The sequence below is a fragment of the Lentibacillus sp. JNUCC-1 genome, from assembly GCF_009741735.1.
In the GTDB taxonomy this organism is placed as follows: Bacteria; Bacillota; Bacilli; order Bacillales; family Amphibacillaceae; genus Lentibacillus_B.
Map to the genome: position 1 here is coordinate 1,836,789 of NZ_WHOH01000001.1, position 24,150 is coordinate 1,860,938.

12 protein-coding genes, 9 tRNA genes, 6 rRNA genes and 2 pseudogenes are annotated in these 24,150 nt (G+C 47.8%); all 29 read left to right on the forward strand.

The annotated features are described in order from the left end of the window. Positions 1-101: 101 nt before the first annotated feature. The 29 genes and pseudogenes from ftsH to JNUCC1_RS08650 all read left to right on the forward strand — a co-directional run bounded on the left by ftsH (position 102) and on the right by JNUCC1_RS08650 (position 24,133). Positions 102-2,167 (forward strand): annotated as a pseudogene (gene ftsH / locus JNUCC1_RS08510) (ATP-dependent zinc metalloprotease FtsH). A 195-nt stretch (positions 2,168-2,362) separates the two neighbouring features. Further along, complete coding sequence (locus tag JNUCC1_RS08515) at positions 2,363-3,145, forward strand: type III pantothenate kinase (RefSeq protein ID WP_331713731.1); 783 nt, start codon at positions 2,363-2,365, stop codon at positions 3,143-3,145. Then, a complete protein-coding gene (gene hslO, locus JNUCC1_RS08520; RefSeq protein WP_156644991.1) occupies positions 3,142-4,026 on the forward strand; it encodes an Hsp33 family molecular chaperone HslO in 885 nt (294 codons plus the stop codon). The genes JNUCC1_RS08515 and hslO overlap by 4 nt, the downstream gene beginning before the upstream one ends. 13 nt (positions 4,027-4,039) lie before the next feature. Continuing rightward, complete coding sequence (locus JNUCC1_RS08525; protein ID WP_156644993.1) at positions 4,040-4,945, forward strand: peptidylprolyl isomerase; 906 nt, start codon at positions 4,040-4,042, stop codon at positions 4,943-4,945. An 87-nt stretch (positions 4,946-5,032) separates the two neighbouring features. Then, positions 5,033-5,959: a cysteine synthase A gene (gene cysK, locus JNUCC1_RS08530; RefSeq protein WP_156644995.1), complete on the forward strand. Its 927-nt coding sequence runs from the start codon at positions 5,033-5,035 to the stop codon at positions 5,957-5,959. A 103-nt stretch (positions 5,960-6,062) separates the two neighbouring features. Beyond that, positions 6,063-6,913 (forward strand): annotated as a pseudogene (folP, locus tag JNUCC1_RS08535) (dihydropteroate synthase). A 37-nt stretch (positions 6,914-6,950) separates the two neighbouring features. Beyond that, complete coding sequence (folB, locus tag JNUCC1_RS08540; RefSeq protein ID WP_156644997.1) at positions 6,951-7,316, forward strand: dihydroneopterin aldolase; 366 nt, start codon at positions 6,951-6,953, stop codon at positions 7,314-7,316. Continuing rightward, positions 7,313-7,825 carry a 2-amino-4-hydroxy-6-hydroxymethyldihydropteridine diphosphokinase gene (gene folK / locus JNUCC1_RS08545; protein WP_156644999.1) on the forward strand — a complete coding sequence of 171 codons (513 nt, stop codon included), beginning with the start codon at positions 7,313-7,315 and terminating at the stop codon, positions 7,823-7,825. Before folB ends, folK begins: the two co-directional genes overlap by 4 nt. After that, positions 7,795-8,013 (forward strand): helix-turn-helix domain-containing protein, encoded by a 219-nt coding sequence (locus JNUCC1_RS08550; RefSeq protein WP_156645001.1) that lies wholly within the window; start codon positions 7,795-7,797, stop codon positions 8,011-8,013. The genes folK and JNUCC1_RS08550 overlap by 31 nt, the downstream gene beginning before the upstream one ends. A 127-nt stretch (positions 8,014-8,140) precedes the next feature. Then, positions 8,141-9,622, forward strand: coding sequence for a lysine--tRNA ligase (lysS, locus tag JNUCC1_RS08555; protein WP_331713675.1), 1,482 nt, complete (start codon positions 8,141-8,143; stop codon positions 9,620-9,622). 428 nt (positions 9,623-10,050) lie between these two features. Continuing rightward, positions 10,051-11,617: ribosomal RNA gene (locus JNUCC1_RS08560) — 16S ribosomal RNA — on the forward strand. A gap of 186 nt (positions 11,618-11,803) precedes the next feature. Then, a 23S ribosomal RNA gene (locus tag JNUCC1_RS08565) occupies positions 11,804-14,723 on the forward strand. Between the two features lie 120 nt (positions 14,724-14,843). Beyond that, positions 14,844-14,959: ribosomal RNA gene (gene rrf / locus JNUCC1_RS08570) — 5S ribosomal RNA — on the forward strand. A gap of 9 nt (positions 14,960-14,968) precedes the next feature. Then, positions 14,969-15,044 (forward strand) — tRNA-Val (locus JNUCC1_RS08575). Between the two features lie 39 nt (positions 15,045-15,083). Beyond that, positions 15,084-15,159 (forward strand) — tRNA-Thr (locus JNUCC1_RS08580). A gap of 68 nt (positions 15,160-15,227) precedes the next feature. Continuing rightward, positions 15,228-15,303, forward strand: a tRNA-Lys gene (locus JNUCC1_RS08585). Between the two features lie 4 nt (positions 15,304-15,307). Then, positions 15,308-15,389, forward strand: a tRNA-Leu gene (locus JNUCC1_RS08590). Between the two features lie 15 nt (positions 15,390-15,404). Beyond that, positions 15,405-15,479, forward strand: a tRNA-Gly gene (locus tag JNUCC1_RS08595). A 19-nt stretch (positions 15,480-15,498) separates the two neighbouring features. Further along, positions 15,499-15,587, forward strand: a tRNA-Leu gene (locus tag JNUCC1_RS08600). 7 nt (positions 15,588-15,594) lie between these two features. Beyond that, positions 15,595-15,671, forward strand: a tRNA-Arg gene (locus JNUCC1_RS08605). A 6-nt stretch (positions 15,672-15,677) separates the two neighbouring features. Further along, a tRNA-Pro gene (locus tag JNUCC1_RS08610) sits at positions 15,678-15,754 on the forward strand. A gap of 6 nt (positions 15,755-15,760) precedes the next feature. Then, positions 15,761-15,836: transfer RNA gene (locus JNUCC1_RS08615), tRNA-Ala, on the forward strand. Positions 15,837-16,048: 212 nt separating this feature from the next. Continuing rightward, a 16S ribosomal RNA gene (locus tag JNUCC1_RS08620) occupies positions 16,049-17,615 on the forward strand. A 186-nt stretch (positions 17,616-17,801) separates the two neighbouring features. Further along, positions 17,802-20,722: ribosomal RNA gene (locus tag JNUCC1_RS08625) — 23S ribosomal RNA — on the forward strand. A gap of 120 nt (positions 20,723-20,842) precedes the next feature. After that, positions 20,843-20,958, forward strand: a 5S ribosomal RNA gene (gene rrf, locus JNUCC1_RS08630). Together the 16S, 23S and 5S rRNA genes with 9 tRNA genes alongside form the textbook arrangement of a ribosomal RNA operon. A gap of 202 nt (positions 20,959-21,160) precedes the next feature. Beyond that, the gene (locus JNUCC1_RS08635; protein ID WP_442915433.1) at positions 21,161-21,859 is read left to right on the forward strand and encodes an MgtC/SapB family protein; all 699 of its coding nucleotides are present in this window, start codon (positions 21,161-21,163) and stop codon (positions 21,857-21,859) included. A 178-nt stretch (positions 21,860-22,037) separates the two neighbouring features. Further along, positions 22,038-22,505 carry a CtsR family transcriptional regulator gene (locus JNUCC1_RS08640; protein WP_156645006.1) on the forward strand — a complete coding sequence of 156 codons (468 nt, stop codon included), beginning with the start codon at positions 22,038-22,040 and terminating at the stop codon, positions 22,503-22,505. Between the two features lie 12 nt (positions 22,506-22,517). After that, positions 22,518-23,072, forward strand: a complete 555-nt coding sequence (locus tag JNUCC1_RS08645) for a UvrB/UvrC motif-containing protein (RefSeq protein ID WP_156645008.1) — start codon at positions 22,518-22,520, stop codon at positions 23,070-23,072. Then, complete coding sequence (locus tag JNUCC1_RS08650) at positions 23,069-24,133, forward strand: protein arginine kinase (RefSeq protein ID WP_156645010.1); 1,065 nt, start codon at positions 23,069-23,071, stop codon at positions 24,131-24,133. Before JNUCC1_RS08645 ends, JNUCC1_RS08650 begins: the two co-directional genes overlap by 4 nt. The last annotated feature ends 17 nt before the right edge of the window (positions 24,134-24,150 follow it).

Sequence of the window (24,150 nt, forward strand, 5' to 3'; positions counted from 1 at the left end):
GGTTTTTGTCTTTATATTTTAGTAAGCGTAATTAGTTGTGCCGGTACTTTTTACTATGGTACTATGTAATATAGTTTTTCCCCGTTTGGAGGAGGTTGCAAATGAGCCGTGTAATACGACACGTTGTCTTATATGTGTTTATATTCCTTGTATTAATAGGTATTTTAAGCCTGTTTAAAGGACAAAGTGATAAAGCTGAAGAATATAATGTGCAAGAGTTCATGGATGCTCTAAGCAATGGAGAAATCCATGAAGTAACGTATCAGCCTGTTAACGGAATCGTTCGATACACAGGTACTTTGAATGATGGTAAGAAACCATTTGTTGCACAGGTTCCGGATAACACTGATTTGAATTACGATATCATACAACAGGCACAAAATCAGAGTGTGTTAAAGACGAAAGAGCAGGAACAGCCCAGCGGCTTCTTGACCTTGTTGACCACGATGATTCCATTTCTGATCATCGGGTTAATCTTTTTCTTCATTCTGAGCCAGGCCCAGGGCGGCGGTGGCGGTGGTCGCATGATGAACTTTGGCAAAAGCAAAGCCAAACTCGTCAGCGATGAAAACGCCAAGGTTAAATTTGGCGATGTCGCCGGCGCTGATGAAGAGAAACAAGAACTTGTTGAAGTTGTTGAATTCTTGAAGGATCCTCGCAAATTCTCTGCACTTGGAGCACGTATTCCAAAAGGGTCTTGCTTGTCGGTCCTCCGGGAACAGGTAAAACGCTTCTCGCTCGTGCGGTAGCTGGTGAAGCTGGAACACCGTTTTTCTCAATCAGTGGTTCTGACTTCGTTGAAATGTTTGTCGGTGTCGGGGCGTCCCGTGTCCGTGATTTATTCGAAAATGCCAAGAAAAATTCACCATGTATCATTTTTATTGATGAAATTGATGCAGTCGGTCGTCAACGCGGCGCTGGTCTCGGAGGCGGTCATGATGAACGTGAACAGACGCTGAACCAGCTGCTCGTTGAGATGGATGGCTTCGGTGTGAACGAAGGTATTATCATTATCGCAGCGACAAACCGCCCGGATATCCTTGACCCTGCACTTCTACGTCCTGGACGTTTTGACAGACAGATTCCAGTTAACCGTCCGGATGTTAAAGGCCGTGAGCAAGTACTTCAAGTTCATGTGCGGGATAAACCGCTTGATTCCAGTGTAGATTTGAAAACCATTGCCATGCGTACACCAGGATTTTCAGGGGCTGACCTTGAGAATCTGATGAACGAAGCGGCACTTGTTGCTGCACGTGGTGATAAAAAGACAATCGATATGCTCGATGTGGATGAAGCAATCGATCGTGTGATTGCCGGACCCGCTAAGAAGAGCCGTGTCATATCTGAAAAGGAACGCAACATTGTTGCCTACCATGAAAGTGGACACACCATTATCGGTATGGTCTTGGACGAAGCAGACACGGTCCATAAGGTGACCATTGTGCCACGCGGCCAGGCCGGCGGATATGCGGTCATGTTGCCTAAAGAAGATCGCTACTTCATGACAAAGCCAGAGCTGTTTGATAAGATTACAGGGCTCTTGGGCGGTCGTGTTGCTGAGGAAATCATTTTCGGGGAAGTCAGTACAGGTGCTTCCAACGACTTCCAGCGCGCAACGAGCATTGCCCGCCAGATGATTACCGAATACGGCATGAGCGACAAAATTGGTCCGCTACAGTTTGGGGGCAGCGGAGGCGAAGTCTTCCTCGGCCGAGACATTCAGAACGAGCCAAGCTATAGTGATAAGATTGCTTATGAAATTGACACGGAAATCCAAAGTTTCATTAACTACTGCTATGACAGAGCGAAAACGATTCTGACAGAGCACAAGGAACAACTTGAATTGGTTGCCAAAACCTTGCTTGAAGTGGAAACCCTTGATGCGAAACAAATCAAATCTCTGTTTGATGATGGCATACTGCCTGAACCCGAGGAAGAGGAAGAAGAACCACCATCAAAAGATGGAGATGTTAAAGTTAACATCAATAAGAAGGAGTCTGATCCCGTTTCCTACGAAGAGGCAAAACAAAAAGCCGAAGAAAAACACGAAAAAGAACGTGAAGAGACGAAAGAAGAGCATGGAGACGAAAGCTCAGAAGAACCTGACACATCAAGTACAAATCAGGATCATGATTCCCCATCTGATGATGAGGATAAGAAAGACTAAAAAAACCACAACCTCCCATACTAAAATGGGAGGTTGTTTTTAGCTTCTTCTTCTTTTAGTGAACCAAATTATGTTATATTTATAAGAAATAGGTTCGAGCAACGCCTGCTCTAAAAAACAATTGTGTTCTATATGAACAATGCGTATTCTGATCGGTAAAATAATTATAGATTATGAATGGAAGGTATGGTTGATGTGATATTTGTAGTGGATGTAGGTAATACGAATACTGTGCTTGGGGTGTTTGAACAGAATCATCTTAAGTATGAGTGGCGGATTAAAACAGATCGTCACCAAACAGAAGACGAACTTGGGATCTTGATTGAATCTTTACTGAACCACCGTCAAATAAAACCGGCAGATATTAAAGGAATCGTTATATCTTCAGTTGTGCCGCCCATTATGTTTGCGCTTGAGAAGATGTGTCGGCTGTATTTTGATATCGAACCGCTGGTGATCGGGAAAGCTGACTTCTCATCCATCATTAAAATGACCTATCCCAATCCCCAGGAGATCGGGGCAGACCGAATTGTCAATGCTAAAGCGGCTTTAGCGGAATACGAGCCACCGCTTATTATTATTGATTTTGGTACGGCCACAACCTTTTGTTATATAGATGAGAAAGCACAATACACAGGGGGACTAATTGCTCCCGGGGTGAATGTCTCACTTGAGGCGCTTTATCAAAAAGCTGCTAAATTGCCTAAAATTGAGATCCAGACACCGGAGCGGGTTGTAGGTACGTCTACAGTTTCTGCCATGCAGTCCGGTGTCTACTGGGGCTATGTCGGACAAGTTGATGGCATTGTTACCCGGATGAAACAAGAAGCATCCCAAACCCCAACCGTTATTGCAACAGGCGGGCTGGCACGACTAATTTCACATGGGTCGGAAACCATCCAGCATGTTGATAAACACTTGACCCTTAAAGGGCTCAACATGATCTATCATCAGTTACATAAAGGAGCGTCATTATGAACGATTATCTAATCAAGGCAACTGCCTACAACGGATTTGTACGGGCTTATGCGGTTCAATCCACGCAAACAGTGGAAGAAGCGAGAAGACGCCAGGATACATGGGCAACTGCAAGTGCAGCACTCGGAAGAACAATGACAATCGGAGCCATGATGGGTGCGATGCAAAAAGGCGATGACATCGTAACATTAAAAATAGAAGGTGACGGCCCAATGGGTGCGATCATTGTGGACAGCCGCGCCAATGGTGATGTGAGAGGATATGTCATCAATCCGCACGTAGACTTTGATTTAAATGCTCAGGGGAAACTGGATGTGGCCAGAGCTGTCGGAATAAATGGGCAGGTGAGTGTTGTAAAAGACACCGGGTTAAAAGATAAGTTCACAGGCCAGGTCCCGATTACTTCAGGCGAAATCAGTGAAGACCTTACTTATTACTTTGCTCACTCGGAACAAATACCTTCCGCTGTCGGAGCGGGTGTTCTGGTAAATCCTGACCACACAATTGCAGCTTCTGGCGGATTTATCGTTCAGGTCATGCCTGGCGCAGATGATGATGTTGTCAGCAGCCTTGAGGAACAAATCAGCTTGTTTCCGCCAATTTCACAATTAGTATCAGAAGGACGTACACCTGAGGAGATCCTGGAGAAGCTGTTGGGTGATAAATCGCTTAAAATTCACGACCACATGCCTATTCAATTTAACTGTCACTGTTCCAAAGAACGGGTTCAACAAGCAATTATTGGACTTGGTGCAGAAGAAATAGAGGCCATGATCCAAGAAGATCATGGAGCGGAGGCGACTTGTCATTTCTGCAATGAGACGTATCATTTTACAGAAACTGAACTTGAAGCACTGAAGCAATCTATAAATCAGTCCTGAAAGGAAGTCACCCATGTCAAAAAAGTTTTTATTCAGTCTGATCATTGTACTTTTGATCACAAACATCGCAACGATTATTCTATTGGGTGATGGCGACGACGAGACAACGGTTTTACCTGATAAAGAGGAAAACATCGACGTTGAAAAACCAGCAGCAACCATAAATGGCGAAAACATTTCTTATGAAGCTTGGATGAAATCATTGCGCAGTGAATATGGCCAAATGCAATTGAAACAAATGATAGACCATACCCTAGTTGAGCAGCTTGCTGAAGAAAAGAACATTGAGATCTCTGAAAAAATTATAGATCGGGAACTGGCCCAGCTCGTTTCGATCGGCGGTGTTATGTCTGCGGAAGAAACTAAAAAGTGGAAAGAGAAATGGCGTGAAGATATTATTTACCGGTTCCAGCTGGAAACCCTTTTAACAGAAGGTGTATCGATTCCTGAAGAGGAGATCCAATCCTTTTACGACAAATACAAGAATCAATACGATTTCAGTGAAAGATTCCAGATCTCCCATATCATTGTCAAGGACCTTGCAACAGCTGAGAAAGTGAAAGCAGAACTGGATGAAGGTGCATCGTTTAATTTACTTGCCAAAGAGTACTCGATTGACGAAGAAACACGAGAAGATGGCGGCTATTTGGGGTATTTCGTTTCGACAAGTCAGTTTATTCCCCATGGCTATAAGGATATTGTACAAGACATGGAGCCCTATTCTTATAGTGATCCGGTTGAAATAGGGAAACGTGTTGCGATTGTTTATGTACACCAGACCCTGCCGGAGATCTCCTTCACATATGAAGAAATGAAACCTTATGTAAAAAACGAACTTGCTCTTGATCAGATGGACCAGAACCTAAATGCCCAACCTTTGTGGAATAATGCTGATATTGAGTGGGTATATGAAGACTAGGAATGTTTTTGACAATGAATTGATGGAAGTTGCATACGATATAAACGTCTTAAAGTAAAAATGACTTTTAAACAGGAGGCTTTTTCTATGAGAAACGTTGAAAATATCACACAACTTATTGGTCAGACACCAATTGTCAAATTAAACCATGGCAAAAAAGATATGGCTGATATTTATGTGAAGTTGGAATTCATGAATCCGGGCAGTTCTGTAAAGGACAGGATTGCGCTGTCTATGATTGAAGCGGCGGAAGAAGCAGGAACACTTGCTGAAGGTGATACGATTGTAGAACCAACCAGTGGAAATACAGGGATCGGGCTTGCAATGGTTGCTGCAGCCAAAGGATATCGCTCGGTTTTTGTTATGCCGGATACAATGAGCCAGGAGCGTCGCAACCTGCTCCGTGCCTATGGAGCAGAGCTAGTCTTGACCCCTGGCGCAGAAGGCATGAAAGGCGCCATCCAGAAAGCTGAACAGCTTCAAGAAGAAAAAGGTTATTTTATGCCACAGCAATTCAATAATCAAGCAAATCCTGAGGTCCATGCCCGCACAACTGGCAACGAAATTATCGAACAGATGACTGACGGTCTGGACGGTTTTGTTTCCGGCATTGGAACTGGCGGAACAATTACAGGTGTTGGTAAAGTGCTGAAGGAAAAGTTCGAGGATATTAAGATTTATGCAGTAGAACCTAAAGATTCAGCGGTTTTATCCGGTGGCTCACCCGGACCGCATAAATTGCAGGGCCTCGGTGCGGGATTTGTACCTGACATTCTGAATACTGACATCTATGATGAAGTGATCACAATAACCAAAGAAGAAGCTTTTGAAAACGCCCGTGAGACGGCTGTTTCTACAGGCATCCTCGGCGGTATCTCTTCCGGAGCAGCTATCGCAGCAGCCAAGAAAGCAGCCAAACAGCTCGGAGCCGGCAAAAAAGTGCTCGCGATCTTGCCGGATAATGGCGAGCGTTACCTATCAACGCCCCTTTATCAATATGATGAGAACGAATAAATAGAGAAAAAAGCAGTGGCAGCCTCTCTTTGGACCACTGCTTTTTTTGAAAACAAACACGCGTATGGTACGATTAAGAACGAATACTTTATGAAAAGGACTTATGCATATGATTACATCCGCGACAAACTTAACACCAGAGGAAATGAAATTGCACAAAAAGACACAGGTTATGGGGATCCTGAATGTCACTCCAGATTCTTTCTCAGATGGGGGACATATGTGACGCTTGAGAAAGCAGTGTCGCACGCCATGCGCATGGAGCAGGAAGGTGCTGACATGATTGACATTGGCGGAGAATCGACCAGACCTGGACATGCTCCGGTAACGGGAGCCGAGGAGATCGAACGCGTTGTCCCGGTCATTGAAGCTATTACCGCTGCAAACCTCAACACCCCGATTTCTGTTGATACGTATAAAGCGGAAACTGCCCGACGCGCTCTGCTGGCAGGCGCTTCCGTCATAAATGATGTTTGGGGTGCAAAAAGAGATCCTGAGATTGTATCTGTAGCTAAAGACTTTGATGTTCCGATTATTTTAATGCATAACCGCACCAATAAGAACTACACCCACTTGATCAGTGATATGCAGCGGGATCTGCATGAGAGCATTGATATTGCCATAAAGGCTGGTGTTCCAGAAAGAAACATCATGCTCGATCCCGGAATTGGTTTTGCTAAAACACAAGCTGATAATCTCGTCGTTTTGAATAACCTGGACCACTTGACAACGATGGGTTACCCAGTTCTTCTGGGCGCTTCCCGCAAATCATTTATTGGGACTATTTTGGAGACGACCCCAAATGAGCGTGATATTGGCACAGGAGCCACGACCTGCCTTGGAATCAGCAAGGGTGTTCACATGGTTCGGGTGCATGATGTTAAACTGCATGTTCAGCTCGCTAGGATGATGGATGCCATGATGGCGGCGGAACGTATTGACACACTAAATTAAATACGTAAGATATGAGGAAGTTAAAGGAGCTGTGCACATGGATAAAATTATTCTCAAACAGATGGCTTTTTATGGATATCATGGTCTATTTCCACAAGAGAACCACCTTGGCCAGCGGTTTTATGTTGATTTGGAAATGTATACGGATTTAAAAGAAGCTGGCCAGACCGATGACATGAATGCTTCCATAAATTATGGCACTGCCTATGACGTGGTAAAGGAAATCGTGGAAGGCGAGGCGAAGCACCTGATCGAAGCGGTGGCTGAAACAATTGCGGACGCCCTTTTCACAGAATTCAACACCCTGAAGCGTTGTGTTGTCAAAGTGAGTAAGCCTGAAGCTCCGATCCCCGGGCAGTTCGAATCGGTGGCTGTTGAGCTCGACCGGGAGCGATTAAAATGACTGGGATCTATATAGCGCTTGGGACAAATATTGAACCACGGGAAACATACTTGAAGGAAGCGTTGCAGCTGTTGCAGCACCACTCCGCCATTACGGTGGCTGAACAGTCCTCCATTTATGAGACAGCACCTGTTGGTTATACCGATCAGGCTTATTTCTTAAATATGGCTGTCAAAATTGAAACCAGTCTTGAACCTGTTCAGCTGTTGGAAGCTTGTCAGGCTATTGAGAATGAGCTGGGGAGAAAGAGAACCATACGCTTTGGCCCCAGAACCATTGATGTTGATATTATTTTATATCATGATTTAACCGTCCACACAGACCGATTAACCATCCCCCACCCACGCATGCATGAACGTGCTTTTGTGCTCGTCCCGCTTACAGAACTGTCGCCTGACATATACGTACCGGGGTTTGAACAGCGCGTCAGTGGTTTATTGGGCAAATGTCCTGAATCTGATATAAAGGATGTTGTACAATGGAGAAGGAACAGCTCGGAAGACGCATAAAAGCGTTCAGGAAACTGAAGGGTTATACTCAGGTGGAGTTTGCCGAATCGCTTCATATTTCTGTTGCTATACTAGGCCCTGTTGAACGGGGCAAGACGTCTCCAGACGATCAGTTATTGGAGCGGATCATCGAAACCCTGAATATCTCCAAAGCAGAACTTTTGCTCGAGGATAAGGAAGAACGATAGATGGAGGCAAAAAAGGCAGTCATCATAGGGTGGATGAAGTTTGCAAGGCTTTGTTCACAGTAAAACATGTTATACTGTGAACACTACATGATAGAGATCGATTCAAATAAGAACAGGAGTGATCACAGTGTCAGAAGAGTTAAATGAACAAATGCGGGTCAGGCGCGATAAACTTGATGCTTATCGTGAACAGGGTCTCGATCCTTTTGGCGATGAATTTCCACGTACCCATGTTGCCGAGGACTTACATAAGGCTTATGAAGCATATACGAAAGAAGAACTTGAAGAAAAAGAAATTAATGTCACGATAGCCGGGCGCGTCATGACAAAACGCGGAAAAGGAAAAGCGGGTTTTGCTCATATTCAGGATGTGAGCGGCCAAATCCAGCTCTATATCCGTAAAGATGCGATTGGTGATGACGCTTATGATATTTTCAATACCATTGACAGAGGCGATATTGTTGGCGTCAGCGGTACCATGTTCAAGACGAAAGTGGGAGAGCTGAGTGTCAAAGTCTCTGACTTTCATTTGTTGACGAAATCTTTGCGGCCGCTGCCTGAAAAATATCACGGTCTAAAAGATATTGAACAGCGTTATCGTCAGCGTTACCTCGACTTGATTACCAATCCAGACAGTCGGGATACGTTTGTCCTGCGTTCTAAAATCATTCAATCCATGCGCAAGTATTTGGATCACCATGGATTTCTGGAAGTTGAAACACCGATGATGCACGGAATCCCAGGTGGTGCAACTGCACGACCGTTCGAAACACATCATAATGCGCTCGATATTCCTTTATACATGCGCATTGCCATCGAGCTGCACTTAAAAAGACTGATTGTCGGTGGACTGGAAAAGGTATATGAGATTGGGCGTGTTTTCCGTAATGAAGGTGTCTCTACCCGCCACAATCCTGAGTTCACGATGATCGAACTGTACGAAGCATATGCCGACTATCATGATATTATGGAACTTACGGAAAACTTGATTGCCCATATTGCTGAAGAGGTTCTAGGCACAACCGAAATTGTTTACAATGATTTGGAGATTTCGTTGAAGCCAGCCTGGACTCGGCTGCATATGGCAGATGCCGTTAAAGAACACACAGGTGTGAACTTCTGGGAGCATATGACAGATGAAGAAGCGAGACAGTATGCTAAAGAACATGGTGTGGAAATTACTGAGACAATGACATTTGGACATGTACTTAATGAATTCTTTGAACAAAAAGTGGAAGATAAGCTCATCCAACCGACGTTTGTCCATGGGCACCCAGTGGAAGTCTCTCCACTTGCCAAGAAGAATAAAAAAGATGGACGCTTCACAGACCGATTCGAACTATTCATCGTCGGACGGGAACATGCTAATGCTTTCAGTGAGCTCAACGATCCAATTGATCAGCGTCAGCGCTTCGAATCTCAAGTTGAGGAACGTGACCAGGGAAATGATGAAGCACACCTGATGGACGAAGATTTCCTTGAAGCTCTTGAATATGGAATGCCGCCAACCGGTGGATTGGGAATTGGCATCGACCGTCTCGTGATGCTCTTAACGAACTCACCATCTATAAGAGACGTCCTGCTCTTTCCGCAAATGCGCAATAAATAAAAGTTACACTATACGAAGTGACATCCATCAAAGTGATGGGTGTCTCTTTTTGTATAAAGTGAATAGGACGTAAAGACCCGTGGATTAAAGGTTTTATTGCCACTAAAAAAAATACCATAAATTTCATGTTAAATATCCTTGCTATTTGGGAATAATCATGGTAAATTAAATATCGCCCGTCAGCGAGACGAAACAAAAACAAAAAGTTTTTATAAAAAGTAGTTGACGGCGAAAGCGTAAGATGTTATATTTATAAAGTCGCTTTTGAAGAGCGCACAGCAATTTTGTTCCTTGAAAACTGAACAAACAACGAAGCAGATGTCTGTAAAACAGATGTCAGAGGTAAGAAGTTATAAACTTTAAACCCTGAATCAATTTTTTAAGAAGCTAAGACCGTTCATCGATTGGTGTCGATGAACACCCAAACTTTTATGGAGAGTTTGATCTTGGCTCAGGACGAACGCTGGCGGCGTGCCTAATACATGCAAGTCGAGCGCGTGAAGCAGGTAATTGCCCTTCGGGGCATGCGCCTGTGGATCGAGCGGCGGACGGGTGAGTAACACGTGGGCAACCTGCCTGTAAGACTGGGATAACTCCGGGAAACCGGAGCTAATACCGGATAACACCTTTCATCGCATGGTGAGAGGATAAAAGATGGCCTTTGGCTATCACTTACAGATGGGCCCGCGGCGCATTAGCTAGTTGGTGGGGTAAGAGCCTACCAAGGCGACGATGCGTAGCCGACCTGAGAGGGTGATCGGCCACACTGGGACTGAGACACGGCCCAGACTCCTACGGGAGGCAGCAGTAGGGAATCTTCCGCAATGGACGAAAGTCTGACGGAGCAACGCCGCGTGAGTGATGAAGGTTTTCGGATCGTAAAGCTCTGTTGTCAGGGAAGAACAAGTGCCGTTCGAATAGGGCGGCGCCTTGACGGTACCTGACCAGAAAGCCCCGGCTAACTACGTGCCAGCAGCCGCGGTAATACGTAGGGGGCAAGCGTTGTCCGGAATTATTGGGCGTAAAGCGCGCGCAGGCGGTCCTTTAAGTCTGATGTGAAATCTTGCGGCTTAACCGTGAGCGGTCATTGGAAACTGGAGGGCTTGAGTGCAGAAGAGGAGAGTGGAATTCCACGTGTAGCGGTGAAATGCGTAGAGATGTGGAGGAACACCAGTGGCGAAGGCGACTCTCTGGTCTGTAACTGACGCTGAGGTGCGAAAGCGTGGGTAGCAAACAGGATTAGATACCCTGGTAGTCCACGCCGTAAACGATGAGTGCTAGGTGTCAGGGGGTTTCCGCCCCTTGGTGCTGAAGTTAACGCATTAAGCACTCCGCCTGGGGAGTACGGCCGCAAGGCTGAAACTCAAAAGAATTGACGGGGGCCCGCACAAGCGGTGGAGCATGTGGTTTAATTCGACGCAACGCGAAGAACCTTACCAGGTCTTGACATCCTCTGCCAGCGCTGGAGACAGCGTGTTCCCTTCGGGGACAGAGTGACAGGTGGTGCATGGTTGTCGTCAGCTCGTGTCGTGAGATGTTGGGTTAAGTCCCGCAACGAGCGCAACCCTTAACCTTAGTTGCCAGCATTCAGTTGGGCACTCTAAGGTGACTGCCGGTGACAAACCGGAGGAAGGTGGGGATGACGTCAAATCATCATGCCCCTTATGACCTGGGCTACACACGTGCTACAATGGATGGTACAAAGGGCAGCGAAGCCGCGAGGTGTAGCAAATCCCATAAAACCATTCCCAGTTCGGATTGCAGGCTGCAACTCGCCTGCATGAAGCAGGAATCGCTAGTAATCGTGGATCAGCATGCCACGGTGAATACGTTCCCGGGCCTTGTACACACCGCCCGTCACACCACGAGAGTTGGCAACACCCGAAGTCGGTGGGGTAACCTTTATGGAGCCAGCCGCCGAAGGTGGGGCCAATGATTGGGGTGAAGTCGTAACAAGGTAGCCGTATCGGAAGGTGCGGCTGGATCACCTCCTTTCTAAGGATATCTAGCATAGATGCCCGTCAAACGGCATCACAGCTAAATTAACGGAAAGACATCACTTCGTTTGTTTGTTCAGTTTTGAGGGAGCAAATCTCTCGAAACTTTGTACCTTGAAAATCAAATAAGAGCAATCAAGACATCAAATAAATCGTATGTTTATTCATTGAAATCAAACACGCCAGTTAAGTGAATAAGGGCGCACGGTGGATGCCTTGGTACCAGGAGCCGAAGAAGGACGGGACTAACACCGATATGCCTCGGGGAGCTGTAAGTAAGCTTTGAACCGGGGATTTCCGAATGGGGGAACCCACTGTTCGTAATGGAACAGTACGCACATCTGAATACATAGGATGTGTGAGGCAGACCCGGGGAACTGAAACATCTCAGTACCCGGAGGAAGAGAAAGCAAAAGCGATTTCCCAAGTAGCGGCGAGCGAAACGGAATCAGCCCAAACCGGCAGGCTTGCCTGTCGGGGTTGTAGGACACACCATATGGAGTTACAAAGCTGTTTGTTAGACGAATCGATCTGGAAAGATCAGCCAAAGACGGTAACAGCCCGGTAGTCGAAAAGAAGCAGCCTCCGGTGTGGATCCTGAGTACGGCGGAACACGAGAAATTCCGTCGGAATCCGGGAGGACCATCTCCCAAGGCTAAATACTCCCTGGTAACCGATAGTGAACCAGTACCGTGAGGGAAAGGTGAAAAGCACCCCGGAAGGGGAGTGAAAGAGAACCTGAAACCGTGTGCCTACAAGTAGTCGGAGCCCGTTAATGGGTGACGGCGTACCTTTTGTAGAATGGACCGGCGAGTTACGATTGCATGCAAGGTTAAGTGGTAGACACGGAGCCGCAGCGAAAGCGAGTCTGAATAGGGCGTTTGAGTATGTAGTCGTAGACCCGAAACCGTGTGATCTACCCATGTCCAGGGTGAAGGTCAGGTAACACTGACAGGAGGCCCGAACCCACGTATGTTGAAAAATGCGGGGATGAGGTGTGGGTAGGGGTGAAATGCCAATCGAACACGGAGATAGCTGGTTCTCTCCGAAATAGCTTTAGGGCTAGCCTCAAGATCAGAGTACCGGAGGTAGAGCACTGATTGGACTAGGGGCCCTCATCGGGTTACCGAATTCAGTCAAACTCCGAATGCCGGATACTTATGCTTGGGAGTCAGACTATGGGTGATAAGGTTCATAGTCGAAAGGGAAACAGCCCAGACCGCCAGCTAAGGTCCCAAAGTATACGTTAAGTGGAAAAGGATGTGGCGTTGCACAGACAACCAGGATGTTGGCTTAGAAGCAGCCACCATTTAAAGAGTGCGTAATAGCTCACTGGTCGAGTGACACTGCGCCGAAAATGTACCGGGGCTAAACGTATCACCGAAGCTGCGGATTGTTCTTCGAACAATGGTAGGAGAGCGTTCTAAGTGCTGTGAAGTCAGACCGTGAGGACTGGTGGAGCGCTTAGAAGTGAGAATGCCGGTATGAGTAGCGAAAAAAGAGTGAGAATCTCTTTCACCGAAAGCCCAAGGTTTCCTGAGGAAGGCTCGTCCTCTCAGGGTTAGTCGGGACCTAAGCCGAGGCCGAAAGGCGTAGGCGATGGCCAACAGGTTGATATTCCTGTACCACCTCGTGACCGTTTGAGCGATGGGGGGACGCAGGAGGATAGGACAAGCGCACCGATGGACGTGTGCGCCCAAGCAGCGAGGGAGTTGGATAGGTAAATCCGTCCAACAATCCCAATCTGTGATGGGGAGGGAAATTGAGTACCGAAGTGTCTGAATCCACACTGCCAAGAAAAGCCTCTAGCAAGGTCACAGGTGCCCGTACCGCAAACCGACACAGGTAGGCGCGGAGAGAATCCGAAGGTGAGCGGGAGAACTCTCGTTAAGGAACTCGGCAAAATGACCCCGTAACTTCGGGAGAAGGGGTGCTCCTTTAAGGAGGAGCCGCAGTGAATAGGCCCAAGCGACTGTTTAGCAAAAACACAGGTCTCTGCGAAGCCGAAAGGCGAAGTATAGGGGCTGACACCTGCCCGGTGCTGGAAGGTTAAGGGGACGCGTTAGAGCCTACGGGCTCGAAGCGTAGAACTGAAGCCCCAGTAAACGGCGGCCGTAACTATAACGGTCCTAAGGTAGCGAAATTCCTTGTCGGGTAAGTTCCGACCCGCACGAAAGGTGCAACGACTTGGGCACTGTCTCAACGAGAGACCCGGTGAAATTATACTATGCGTGAAGATGCGCATTACCCGCGACAGGACGGAAAGACCCCGTGGAGCTTTACTGTAGCCTGATATTGAATGTTTGTACAGCTTGTACAGGATAGGTGGGAGCCTTGGAAGCGTGAGCGCCAGCTTACGTGGAGGCACCGGTGGGATACCACCCTGGCTGTACGACCATTCTAACCCAGGACCGTGATCCGGTCCGGAGACAGTGTCAGGCAGGCAGTTTGACTGGGGCGGTCGCCTCCCAAAAGGTAACGGAGGCGCCCAAAGGTTCCCTCAGAATGGTTGGAAATCATTCGCAGAGTGCAAAGGCAGAAGGGAGCTTGACTGCGAGACCTACAAGTCGAGCAGGGACGAAAGTCGGGCTTAGTGATCCGGTGGTTCCGCATGGAAGGGCCATCGCTCAACGGATAAAAGCTACCCCGGGGATAACAGGCTTATCTCCCCCAAGAGTTCACATCGACGGGGAGGTTTGGCACCTCGATGTCGGCTCATCGCATCCTGGGGCTGTAGTCGGTCCCAAGGGTTGGGCTGTTCGCCCATTAAAGCGGTACGCGAGCTGGGTTCAGAACGTCGTGAGACAGTTCGGTCCCTATCCGTCGTGGGCGCAGGAAGTTTGAGAGGAGCTGTCCTTAGTACGAGAGGACCGGGATGGACACACCGCTGGTGTACCAGTTGTTCCGCCAGGAGCATAGCTGGGTAGCTACGTGTGGCAAGGATAAGTGCTGAAAGCATCTAAGCATGAAGCCCCCTCAAGATGAGACTTCCCATCACTTCGAGTGAGTAAGATCCCTCAGAGACGATGAGGTTGATAGGTCTGGTGTGGAAGCGTGGTGACACGTGGAGCTGACAGATACTAATCGATCGAGGACTTAACTAGCGTAAAGTACGATGATGACTTGACCTCTTATTTGATTTTCAGGGTACAAATTTAAAAAAGAACTTGCATTTTTCGATTAAAATGCTTATAATAGTTCTTGTCCTTAAAACAGCATAAAGGTCTGGTGGCAATAGCGAAGAGGTCACACCTGTTCCCATGCCGAACACAGCAGTTAAGCTCTTCTGCGCCGATGGTAGTTGGGGCATCGCCCCTGCAAGAGTAGGTCGCCGCCAGGCAAGTTTTATGGAGGATTAGCTCAGCTGGGAGAGCACTTGCCTTACAAGCAAGGGGTCGCAGGTTCGAACCCTGCATCCTCCACCATTTAAGCCACCCAATTTCAAAACTTCAAATTATCATTTAGCCGGCCTAGCTCAACTGGTAGAGCAACTGACTTGTAATCAGTAGGTTGGGGGTTCAAGTCCTCTGGCCGGCACCACTTACTTAATGTGGTGTTTTTTATTGCAATAAACTTTGCAGGTTTAAATATAGCACCATTAAGAAAAAGAGCCATTAGCTCAGTCGGTAGAGCATCTGACTTTTAATCAGAGGGTCGGAGGTTCGAATCCTCCATGGCTCACCATCAAGCGGGTGTGGCGGAATTGGCAGACGCGCTAGACTTAGGATCTAGTGTCTTCGGACGTGGGGGTTCAACTCCCTCCACCCGCATTTTATTAGTTTTAAGCGGAAGTAGTTCAGTGGTAGAACACCACCTTGCCAAGGTGGGGGTCGCGGGTTCGAATCCCGTCTTCCGCTCCATTTTATGCGCAAGCGTCTAGCCGGGGTGGCGGAATTGGCAGACGCACAGGACTTAAAATCCTGCGGTAGGTTACTACCGTGCCGGTTCGAGTCCGGCCCTCGGCACCATAAAAATGCGCCCGTAGCTCAATTGGATAGAGCGTTTGACTACGGATCAAGAGGTTAGGGGTTCGACTCCTCTCGGGCGCGCCATTTATACGGGAAGTAGCTCAGCTTGGTAGAGCACTTGGTTTGGGACCAAGGGGTCGCAGGTTCGAATCCTGTCTTCCCGACCATTTTAAGGGGCCTTAGCTCAGCTGGGAGAGCGCCTGCCTTGCACGCAGGAGGTCAGCGGTTCGATCCCGCTAGGCTCCACCAAATTAACTCTTGACACAATGTGTCACGCGTTATATAATGTTTAAGCGTTCCAAGAGCGCATAACAATTTTGTTCCTTGAAAACTGAACAAACAACGAAGCAGATGTCTGTAAAACAGATGTCAGAGGTAAGAAGTTTTAAACTTTAAACCCTGAATCAATTTTTTAAGAAGCTAAGACCGTTCATCGATTGGTGTCGATGAACACCCAAACTTTTATGGAGAGTTTGATCTTGGCTCAGGACGAACGCTGGCGGCGTGCCTAATACATGCAAGTCGAGCGCGTGAAGCAGGCAATTGCCCTTCGGGGCATGCGCCTGTGGATCGAGCGGCGGACGGGTGAGTAACACGTGGGCAACCTGCCTGTAAGACTGGGATAACTCCGGGAAACCGGAGCTAATACCGGATAACACCTTTCATCGCATGGTGAGAGGATAAAAGATGGCCTTTGGCTATCACTTACAGATGGGCCCGCGGCGCATTAGCTAGTTGGTGGGGTAAGAGCCTACCAAGGCGACGATGCGTAGCCGACCTGAGAGGGTGATCGGCCACACTGGGACTGAGACACGGCCCAGACTCCTACGGGAGGCAGCAGTAGGGAATCTTCCGCAATGGACGAAAGTCTGACGGAGCAACGCCGCGTGAGTGATGAAGGTTTTCGGATCGTAAAGCTCTGTTGTCAGGGAAGAACAAGTGCCGTTCGAATAGGGCGGCGCCTTGACGGTACCTGACCAGAAAGCCCCGGCTAACTACGTGCCAGCAGCCGCGGTAATACGTAGGGGGCAAGCGTTGTCCGGAATTATTGGGCGTAAAGCGCGCGCAGGCGGTCCTTTAAGTCTGATGTGAAATCTTGCGGCTTAACCGTGAGCGGTCATTGGAAACTGGAGGGCTTGAGTGCAGAAGAGGAGAGTGGAATTCCACGTGTAGCGGTGAAATGCGTAGAGATGTGGAGGAACACCAGTGGCGAAGGCGACTCTCTGGTCTGTAACTGACGCTGAGGTGCGAAAGCGTGGGTAGCAAACAGGATTAGATACCCTGGTAGTCCACGCCGTAAACGATGAGTGCTAGGTGTCAGGGGGTTTCCGCCCCTTGGTGCTGAAGTTAACGCATTAAGCACTCCGCCTGGGGAGTACGGCCGCAAGGCTGAAACTCAAAAGAATTGACGGGGGCCCGCACAAGCGGTGGAGCATGTGGTTTAATTCGACGCAACGCGAAGAACCTTACCAGGTCTTGACATCCTCTGCCAGCGCTGGAGACAGCGTGTTCCCTTCGGGGACAGAGTGACAGGTGGTGCATGGTTGTCGTCAGCTCGTGTCGTGAGATGTTGGGTTAAGTCCCGCAACGAGCGCAACCCTTAACCTTAGTTGCCAGCATTCAGTTGGGCACTCTAAGGTGACTGCCGGTGACAAACCGGAGGAAGGTGGGGATGACGTCAAATCATCATGCCCCTTATGACCTGGGCTACACACGTGCTACAATGGATGGTACAAAGGGCAGCGAAGCCGCGAGGTGTAGCAAATCCCATAAAACCATTCCCAGTTCGGATTGCAGGCTGCAACTCGCCTGCATGAAGCAGGAATCGCTAGTAATCGTGGATCAGCATGCCACGGTGAATACGTTCCCGGGCCTTGTACACACCGCCCGTCACACCACGAGAGTTGGCAACACCCGAAGTCGGTGGGGTAACCTTTATGGAGCCAGCCGCCGAAGGTGGGGCCAATGATTGGGGTGAAGTCGTAACAAGGTAGCCGTATCGGAAGGTGCGGCTGGATCACCTCCTTTCTAAGGATATCTAGCATAGATGCCCGTCAAACGGCATCACAGCTAAATTAACGGAAAGACATCACTTCGTTTGTTTGTTCAGTTTTGAGGGAGCAAATCTCTCGAAACTTTGTACCTTGAAAATCAAATAAGAGCAATCAAGACATCAAATAAATCGTATGTTTATTCATTGAAATAAAACACGCCAGTTAAGTGAATAAGGGCGCACGGTGGATGCCTTGGTACCAGGAGCCGAAGAAGGACGGGACTAACACCGATATGCCTCGGGGAGCTGTAAGTAAGCTTTGAATCGGGGATTTCCGAATGGGGGAACCCACTGTTCGTAATGGAACAGTACGCACATCTGAATACATAGGATGTGTGAGGCAGACCCGGGGAACTGAAACATCTCAGTACCCGGAGGAAGAGAAAGCAAAAGCGATTTCCCAAGTAGCGGCGAGCGAAACGGAATCAGCCCAAACCGGCAGGCTTGCCTGTCGGGGTTGTAGGACACACCATATGGAGTTACAAAGCTGTTTGTTAGACGAATCGATCTGGAAAGATCAGCCAAAGACGGTAACAGCCCGGTAGTCGAAAAGAAGCAGCCTCCGGTGTGGATCCTGAGTACGGCGGAACACGAGAAATTCCGTCGGAATCCGGGAGGACCATCTCCCAAGGCTAAATACTCCCTGGTAACCGATAGTGAACCAGTACCGTGAGGGAAAGGTGAAAAGCACCCCGGAAGGGGAGTGAAAGAGAACCTGAAACCGTGTGCCTACAAGTAGTCGGAGCCCGTTAATGGGTGACGGCGTACCTTTTGTAGAATGGACCGGCGAGTTACGATTGCATGCAAGGTTAAGTGGTAGACACGGAGCCGCAGCGAAAGCGAGTCTGAATAGGGCGTTTGAGTATGTAGTCGTAGACCCGAAACCGTGTGATCTACCCATGTCCAGGGTGAAGGTCAGGTAACACTGACAGGAGGCCCGAACCCACGTATGTTGAAAAATGCGGGGATGAGGTGTGGGTAGGGGTGAAATGCCAATCGAACACGGAGATAGCTGGTTCTCTCCGAAATAGCTTTAGGGCTAGCCTCAAGATCAGAGTACCGGAGGTAGAGCACTGATTGGACTAGGGGCCCTCATCGGGTTACCGAATTCAGTCAAACTCCGAATGCCGGATACTTATGCTTGGGAGTCAGACTATGGGTGATAAGGTTCATAGTCGAAAGGGAAACAGCCCAGACCGCCAGCTAAGGTCCCAAAGTATACGTTAAGTGGAAAAGGATGTGGCGTTGCACAGACAACCAGGATGTTGGCTTAGAAGCAGCCACCATTTAAAGAGTGCGTAATAGCTCACTGGTCGAGTGACACTGCGCCGAAAATGTACCGGGGCTAAACGTATCACCGAAGCTGCGGATTGTTCTTCGAACAATGGTAGGAGAGCGTTCTAAGTGCTGTGAAGTCAGACCGTGAGGACTGGTGGAGCGCTTAGAAGTGAGAATGCCGGTATGAGTAGCGAAAAAAGAGTGAGAATCTCTTTCACCGAAAGCCCAAGGTTTCCTGAGGAAGGCTCGTCCTCTCAGGGTTAGTCGGGACCTAAGCCGAGGCCGAAAGGCGTAGGCGATGGCCAACAGGTTGATATTCCTGTACCACCTCGTGACCGTTTGAGCGATGGGGGGACGCAGGAGGATAGGACAAGCGCACCGATGGACGTGTGCGCCCAAGCAGCGAGGGAGTTGGATAGGTAAATCCGTCCAACAATCCCAATCTGTGATGGGGAGGGAAATTGAGTACCGAAGTGTCTGAATCCACACTGCCAAGAAAAGCCTCTAGCAAGGTCACAGGTGCCCGTACCGCAAACCGACACAGGTAGGCGCGGAGAGAATCCGAAGGTGAGCGGGAGAACTCTCGTTAAGGAACTCGGCAAAATGACCCCGTAACTTCGGGAGAAGGGGTGCTCCTTTAAGGAGGAGCCGCAGTGAATAGGCCCAAGCGACTGTTTAGCAAAAACACAGGTCTCTGCGAAGCCGAAAGGCGAAGTATAGGGGCTGACACCTGCCCGGTGCTGGAAGGTTAAGGGGACGCGTTAGAGCCTACGGGCTCGAAGCGTAGAACTGAAGCCCCAGTAAACGGCGGCCGTAACTATAACGGTCCTAAGGTAGCGAAATTCCTTGTCGGGTAAGTTCCGACCCGCACGAAAGGTGCAACGACTTGGGCACTGTCTCAACGAGAGACCCGGTGAAATTATACTATGCGTGAAGATGCGCATTACCCGCGACAGGACGGAAAGACCCCGTGGAGCTTTACTGTAGCCTGATATTGAATGTTTGTACAGCTTGTACAGGATAGGTGGGAGCCTTGGAAGCGTGAGCGCCAGCTTACGTGGAGGCACCGGTGGGATACCACCCTGGCTGTACGACCATTCTAACCCAGGACCGTGATCCGGTCCGGAGACAGTGTCAGGCAGGCAGTTTGACTGGGGCGGTCGCCTCCCAAAAGGTAACGGAGGCGCCCAAAGGTTCCCTCAGAATGGTTGGAAATCATTCGCAGAGTGCAAAGGCAGAAGGGAGCTTGACTGCGAGACCTACAAGTCGAGCAGGGACGAAAGTCGGGCTTAGTGATCCGGTGGTTCCGCATGGAAGGGCCATCGCTCAACGGATAAAAGCTACCCCGGGGATAACAGGCTTATCTCCCCCAAGAGTTCACATCGACGGGGAGGTTTGGCACCTCGATGTCGGCTCATCGCATCCTGGGGCTGTAGTCGGTCCCAAGGGTTGGGCTGTTCGCCCATTAAAGCGGTACGCGAGCTGGGTTCAGAACGTCGTGAGACAGTTCGGTCCCTATCCGTCGTGGGCGCAGGAAGTTTGAGAGGAGCTGTCCTTAGTACGAGAGGACCGGGATGGACACACCGCTGGTGTACCAGTTGTTCCGCCAGGAGCATAGCTGGGTAGCTACGTGTGGCAAGGATAAGTGCTGAAAGCATCTAAGCATGAAGCCCCCCTCAAGATGAGACTTCCCATCACTTCGAGTGAGTAAGATCCCTCAGAGACGATGAGGTTGATAGGTCTGGTGTGGAAGCGTGGTGACACGTGGAGCTGACAGATACTAATCGATCGAGGACTTAACTAGCGTAAAGTACGATGATGACTTGACCTCTTATTTGATTTTCAGGGTACAAATTTAAAAAAGAACTTGCATTTTTCGATTAAAATGCTTATAATAGTTCTTGTCCTTAAAACAGCATAAAGGTCTGGTGGCAATAGCGAAGAGGTCACACCTGTTCCCATGCCGAACACAGCAGTTAAGCTCTTCTGCGCCGATGGTAGTTGGGGCATCGCCCCTGCAAGAGTAGGTCGCCGCCAGGCATCAAAACATCCAGATTACAATTATAATTGTAATCTGGATGTTTTTTTAGTTTGCTTTTGGGGAAATATATGGTGCATATTCAAATCAATATGGGAATGGTTATATAGACGTTGAAGAGACAATCATCGTTTATTTTTGTATAACATATATATAATTGTATCGCTTAATACATATTTTTAGGATGGTTTATAAAGTGGGGAGGTGAATGCATTGTTTGAGCAGTACCTTGATCAGCATTTTTCAGTTATCGCATTAAGGATCCTGATTGCGCTGCTGCTTTCAGGGTTGATTGGTTTTGAGCGTGAACTCAAGAATCATTCTGCCGGCTTTCGGACGCATATATTAGTCGGGATTGGTGCGTGCTTGATGATGCTGCTGTCTCTTTATGGCTTTCAGTCACTTATTGATGCGTATGATAATATCAGATTTGACCCAGCAAGAATTCCCTCCTATGTGATCAGTGGTATTGGTTTTTTAGGGGCGGGAACGATTATTGTATACGGCGGTACGATACGCGGCCTGACAACGGCGGCTTCCATATGGGCTGTGGCTGGACTGGGGCTTGTTGTAGGCATGGGCATGTACAGCACTGCAATTTATACAACTTTGCTTATATTACTGAGCCTTGGTTTTCTAAATAACATTGAAAATAAGATTATAAAAAAGAAGCGTTCCAAAGCTATTGAAATATTTGCGGACGATGACATAGAAATCAATGCCCTTATTTCAGTCTTGGAAGGTTATCAAGTATCGATTAAGCGAATGGAGATCGTTAACGAATCACAAAACAGCAAACAAATTATTATTAAGTATGAGCGTGGTTCAGATGTTAACACGGTTGCTTTAATAAATGACATTTCAAAAGTTGAAGCGATCCGGACCGTTAACGATAGTGAATGAGGTTGAAATGTCTTTACTTTTTTCCGATAAGAGGGTTTGTTTTTAACATGTGTGTCTAAAATGATTAAAAGTAATCAGTTTGCAACAGACCAATTTTGTCGTATAATAAATGCATAGTCAAAGTTAGTCAAAGTCAAAACATCATTGTTTTGCTCATAGGATTAGAGGAGGAAAGTTTATGAGTAACATTTCTGATGTGATTGAAAGGTATTTAAAGAAAGTCCTTGAATCAAAAGGGAAAGGTGTCATTGAAATCAAACGCAGTGAAATTGCTGATCAGTTTCAATGTGTGCCTTCTCAAATAAATTATGTGATTAATACACGTTTTACAGTGGAAAAGGGATATATAGTAGAAAGCAAACGTGGTGGAGGAGGCTATATACGGATTATCCGCATCACATATCAGGACAAAGCTGAACTGATTGATGAAATCATTGGCATGATTAACCCAGCCGTGACACAGCAAGCTGCGATTGACATTCTGGAACGTTTATTGGAAGAAGAGATTATGACCGAACGAGAGGCTAAAATGGCGGCAAGTGCGATTGACAGAAATACACTGCTTTTCCCCTTGCCTGTTCGGGACGAAGCAAGAGCGCGTATTCTAAGTGCCATGCTAACCACCTTAAAATACTCAAACAGATAGGGAGGGACTCATATGCAATGCGAGGAATGCCAGAAGCGACCGGCTACACTGCATTTAAAACAGGTCATTAATGGTGAAACGACAGAACGGCATGTGTGTGAGCAATGTGCCAAGGAAAAAGGATATATGGGTTATCCGGAAGAAGGTTACTCTCTGCATCATCTCCTTTCAGGTTTGTTTAATTTTGATTCTTACCCGGTTAACTCTAAGAAACAAGGTGCCCAGCCTTTCCAACCCATACAAACGCTTCAGTGTGAAAAGTGTGGCATGACCTTCTCCCAGTTTAAACAGACTGGCAAATTTGGTTGTGCCAAATGCTATGAAACATTCAATGACCGCCTTGATTCCATTTTCCGTCGGGTACATAGCGGCAACACACAACATCACGGTAAAATACCCAAGAGGCGCGGAGGCGATCTGCATACGAAAAAACAGCTGGACGCCTATAAAAGCGAATTAAAGTCATTGATTGAACAAGAGGCATTTGAAGACGCCGCACTGGTCAGAGATAAGATTAAGGAGCTTGAACAAACAATTCGAGACGGAGAAGCAGGTGATGGTGCATGACACTCCAAAACTTTATGAATGAAGCGATCAGTCCATGGATGCGAAAAGGCGGTCCGGACAGTGATATTGTACTCAGCAGCCGGATCCGCTTGGCGAGAAATTTTGTTCGTGTGCCTTTTCCTATTGTCGCAGAGAAAAACGAGCTTGAAGAAGTCTCTGAGTTTATGAAAAACACCTATGATCATGTATCATTTCAGGATTATGATGATTTTAATTTTGTACCTATCCAGGACCTATCTCCTGTAGAAAAGCGTGTTTTAGTGGAAAAGCATCTCATCAGCCCGCATCTGATTGAGCATGACCATGTCTCAGGCGCATTGATATCCGAAAATGAGCAAGTTTCTATTATGATTAACGAAGAGGATCATATTCGGATGCAGCTTTATTTCCCTGGCTTTCAGCTTGATCAGGCGCTTGAGAAAGCTTTTGAACTTGATGACTGGCTTGAGAAGAAAGTTGATTATGCATTTGATGAAACGAGAGGCTATTTAACCAGCTGTCCGACAAACATTGGCACAGGCATGCGTGCATCAGTCATGATGCATCTCCCTGCTCTTGCACTCACACAGCAGATTAATCGTATGATCCCGGCGATCAACCAACTTGGTCTTGTAGTAAGAGGGATATATGGTGAAGGCAGTGAGGCACTGGGTAACATCTTTCAAATATCCAATCAAATCACGCTGGGGAAGAGCGAACAGGACATTGTCGCGGACTTGCAAAGTGTCGTACAACAATTGATTGAACATGAGCGCCGTGCCAGAACACAGCTGCAGGAACAGTCAGAAGCCCGGCTGGAAGACCGTATTTTTCGTTCCTACGGGGTTCTGGAGCATAGCCGGATTATAGAATCCAAAGAGGCTGCAAATTGTATTTCAGACGTTCGGCTCGGCATTGATCTGGGTATCATTCAAAATGTGAAGCAGCCGATTTTAAATGAACTTATGACTCTTATCCAGCCCGGTTTTCTACAACAGTATGCCAACAAAAAGTTATCACCGAATGAGCGTGACATATTGCGTGCAACATTGATTCGGGAACGTATCGAGTTAGATCAATAGACAGGAGGAAATGCACT

Coding starts and splice junctions, on each gene's coding strand:
- folB (WP_156644997.1), top strand. CDS start 6,951: ATGGATAAAATTATTCTCAAACAGATGGCTTTTTATGGATATCATGGT.
- cysK (WP_156644995.1), top strand. CDS start 5,033: ATGAGAAACGTTGAAAATATCACACAACTTATTGGTCAGACACCAATT.
- JNUCC1_RS08645 (WP_156645008.1), top strand. CDS start 22,518: ATGCAATGCGAGGAATGCCAGAAGCGACCGGCTACACTGCATTTAAAA.
- JNUCC1_RS08525 (WP_156644993.1), top strand. CDS start 4,040: ATGTCAAAAAAGTTTTTATTCAGTCTGATCATTGTACTTTTGATCACA.
- JNUCC1_RS08650 (WP_156645010.1), top strand. CDS start 23,069: ATGACACTCCAAAACTTTATGAATGAAGCGATCAGTCCATGGATGCGA.
- folK (WP_156644999.1), top strand. CDS start 7,313: ATGACTGGGATCTATATAGCGCTTGGGACAAATATTGAACCACGGGAA.
- JNUCC1_RS08640 (WP_156645006.1), top strand. CDS start 22,038: ATGAGTAACATTTCTGATGTGATTGAAAGGTATTTAAAGAAAGTCCTT.
- JNUCC1_RS08550 (WP_156645001.1), top strand. CDS start 7,795: ATGGAGAAGGAACAGCTCGGAAGACGCATAAAAGCGTTCAGGAAACTG.
- hslO (WP_156644991.1), top strand. CDS start 3,142: ATGAACGATTATCTAATCAAGGCAACTGCCTACAACGGATTTGTACGG.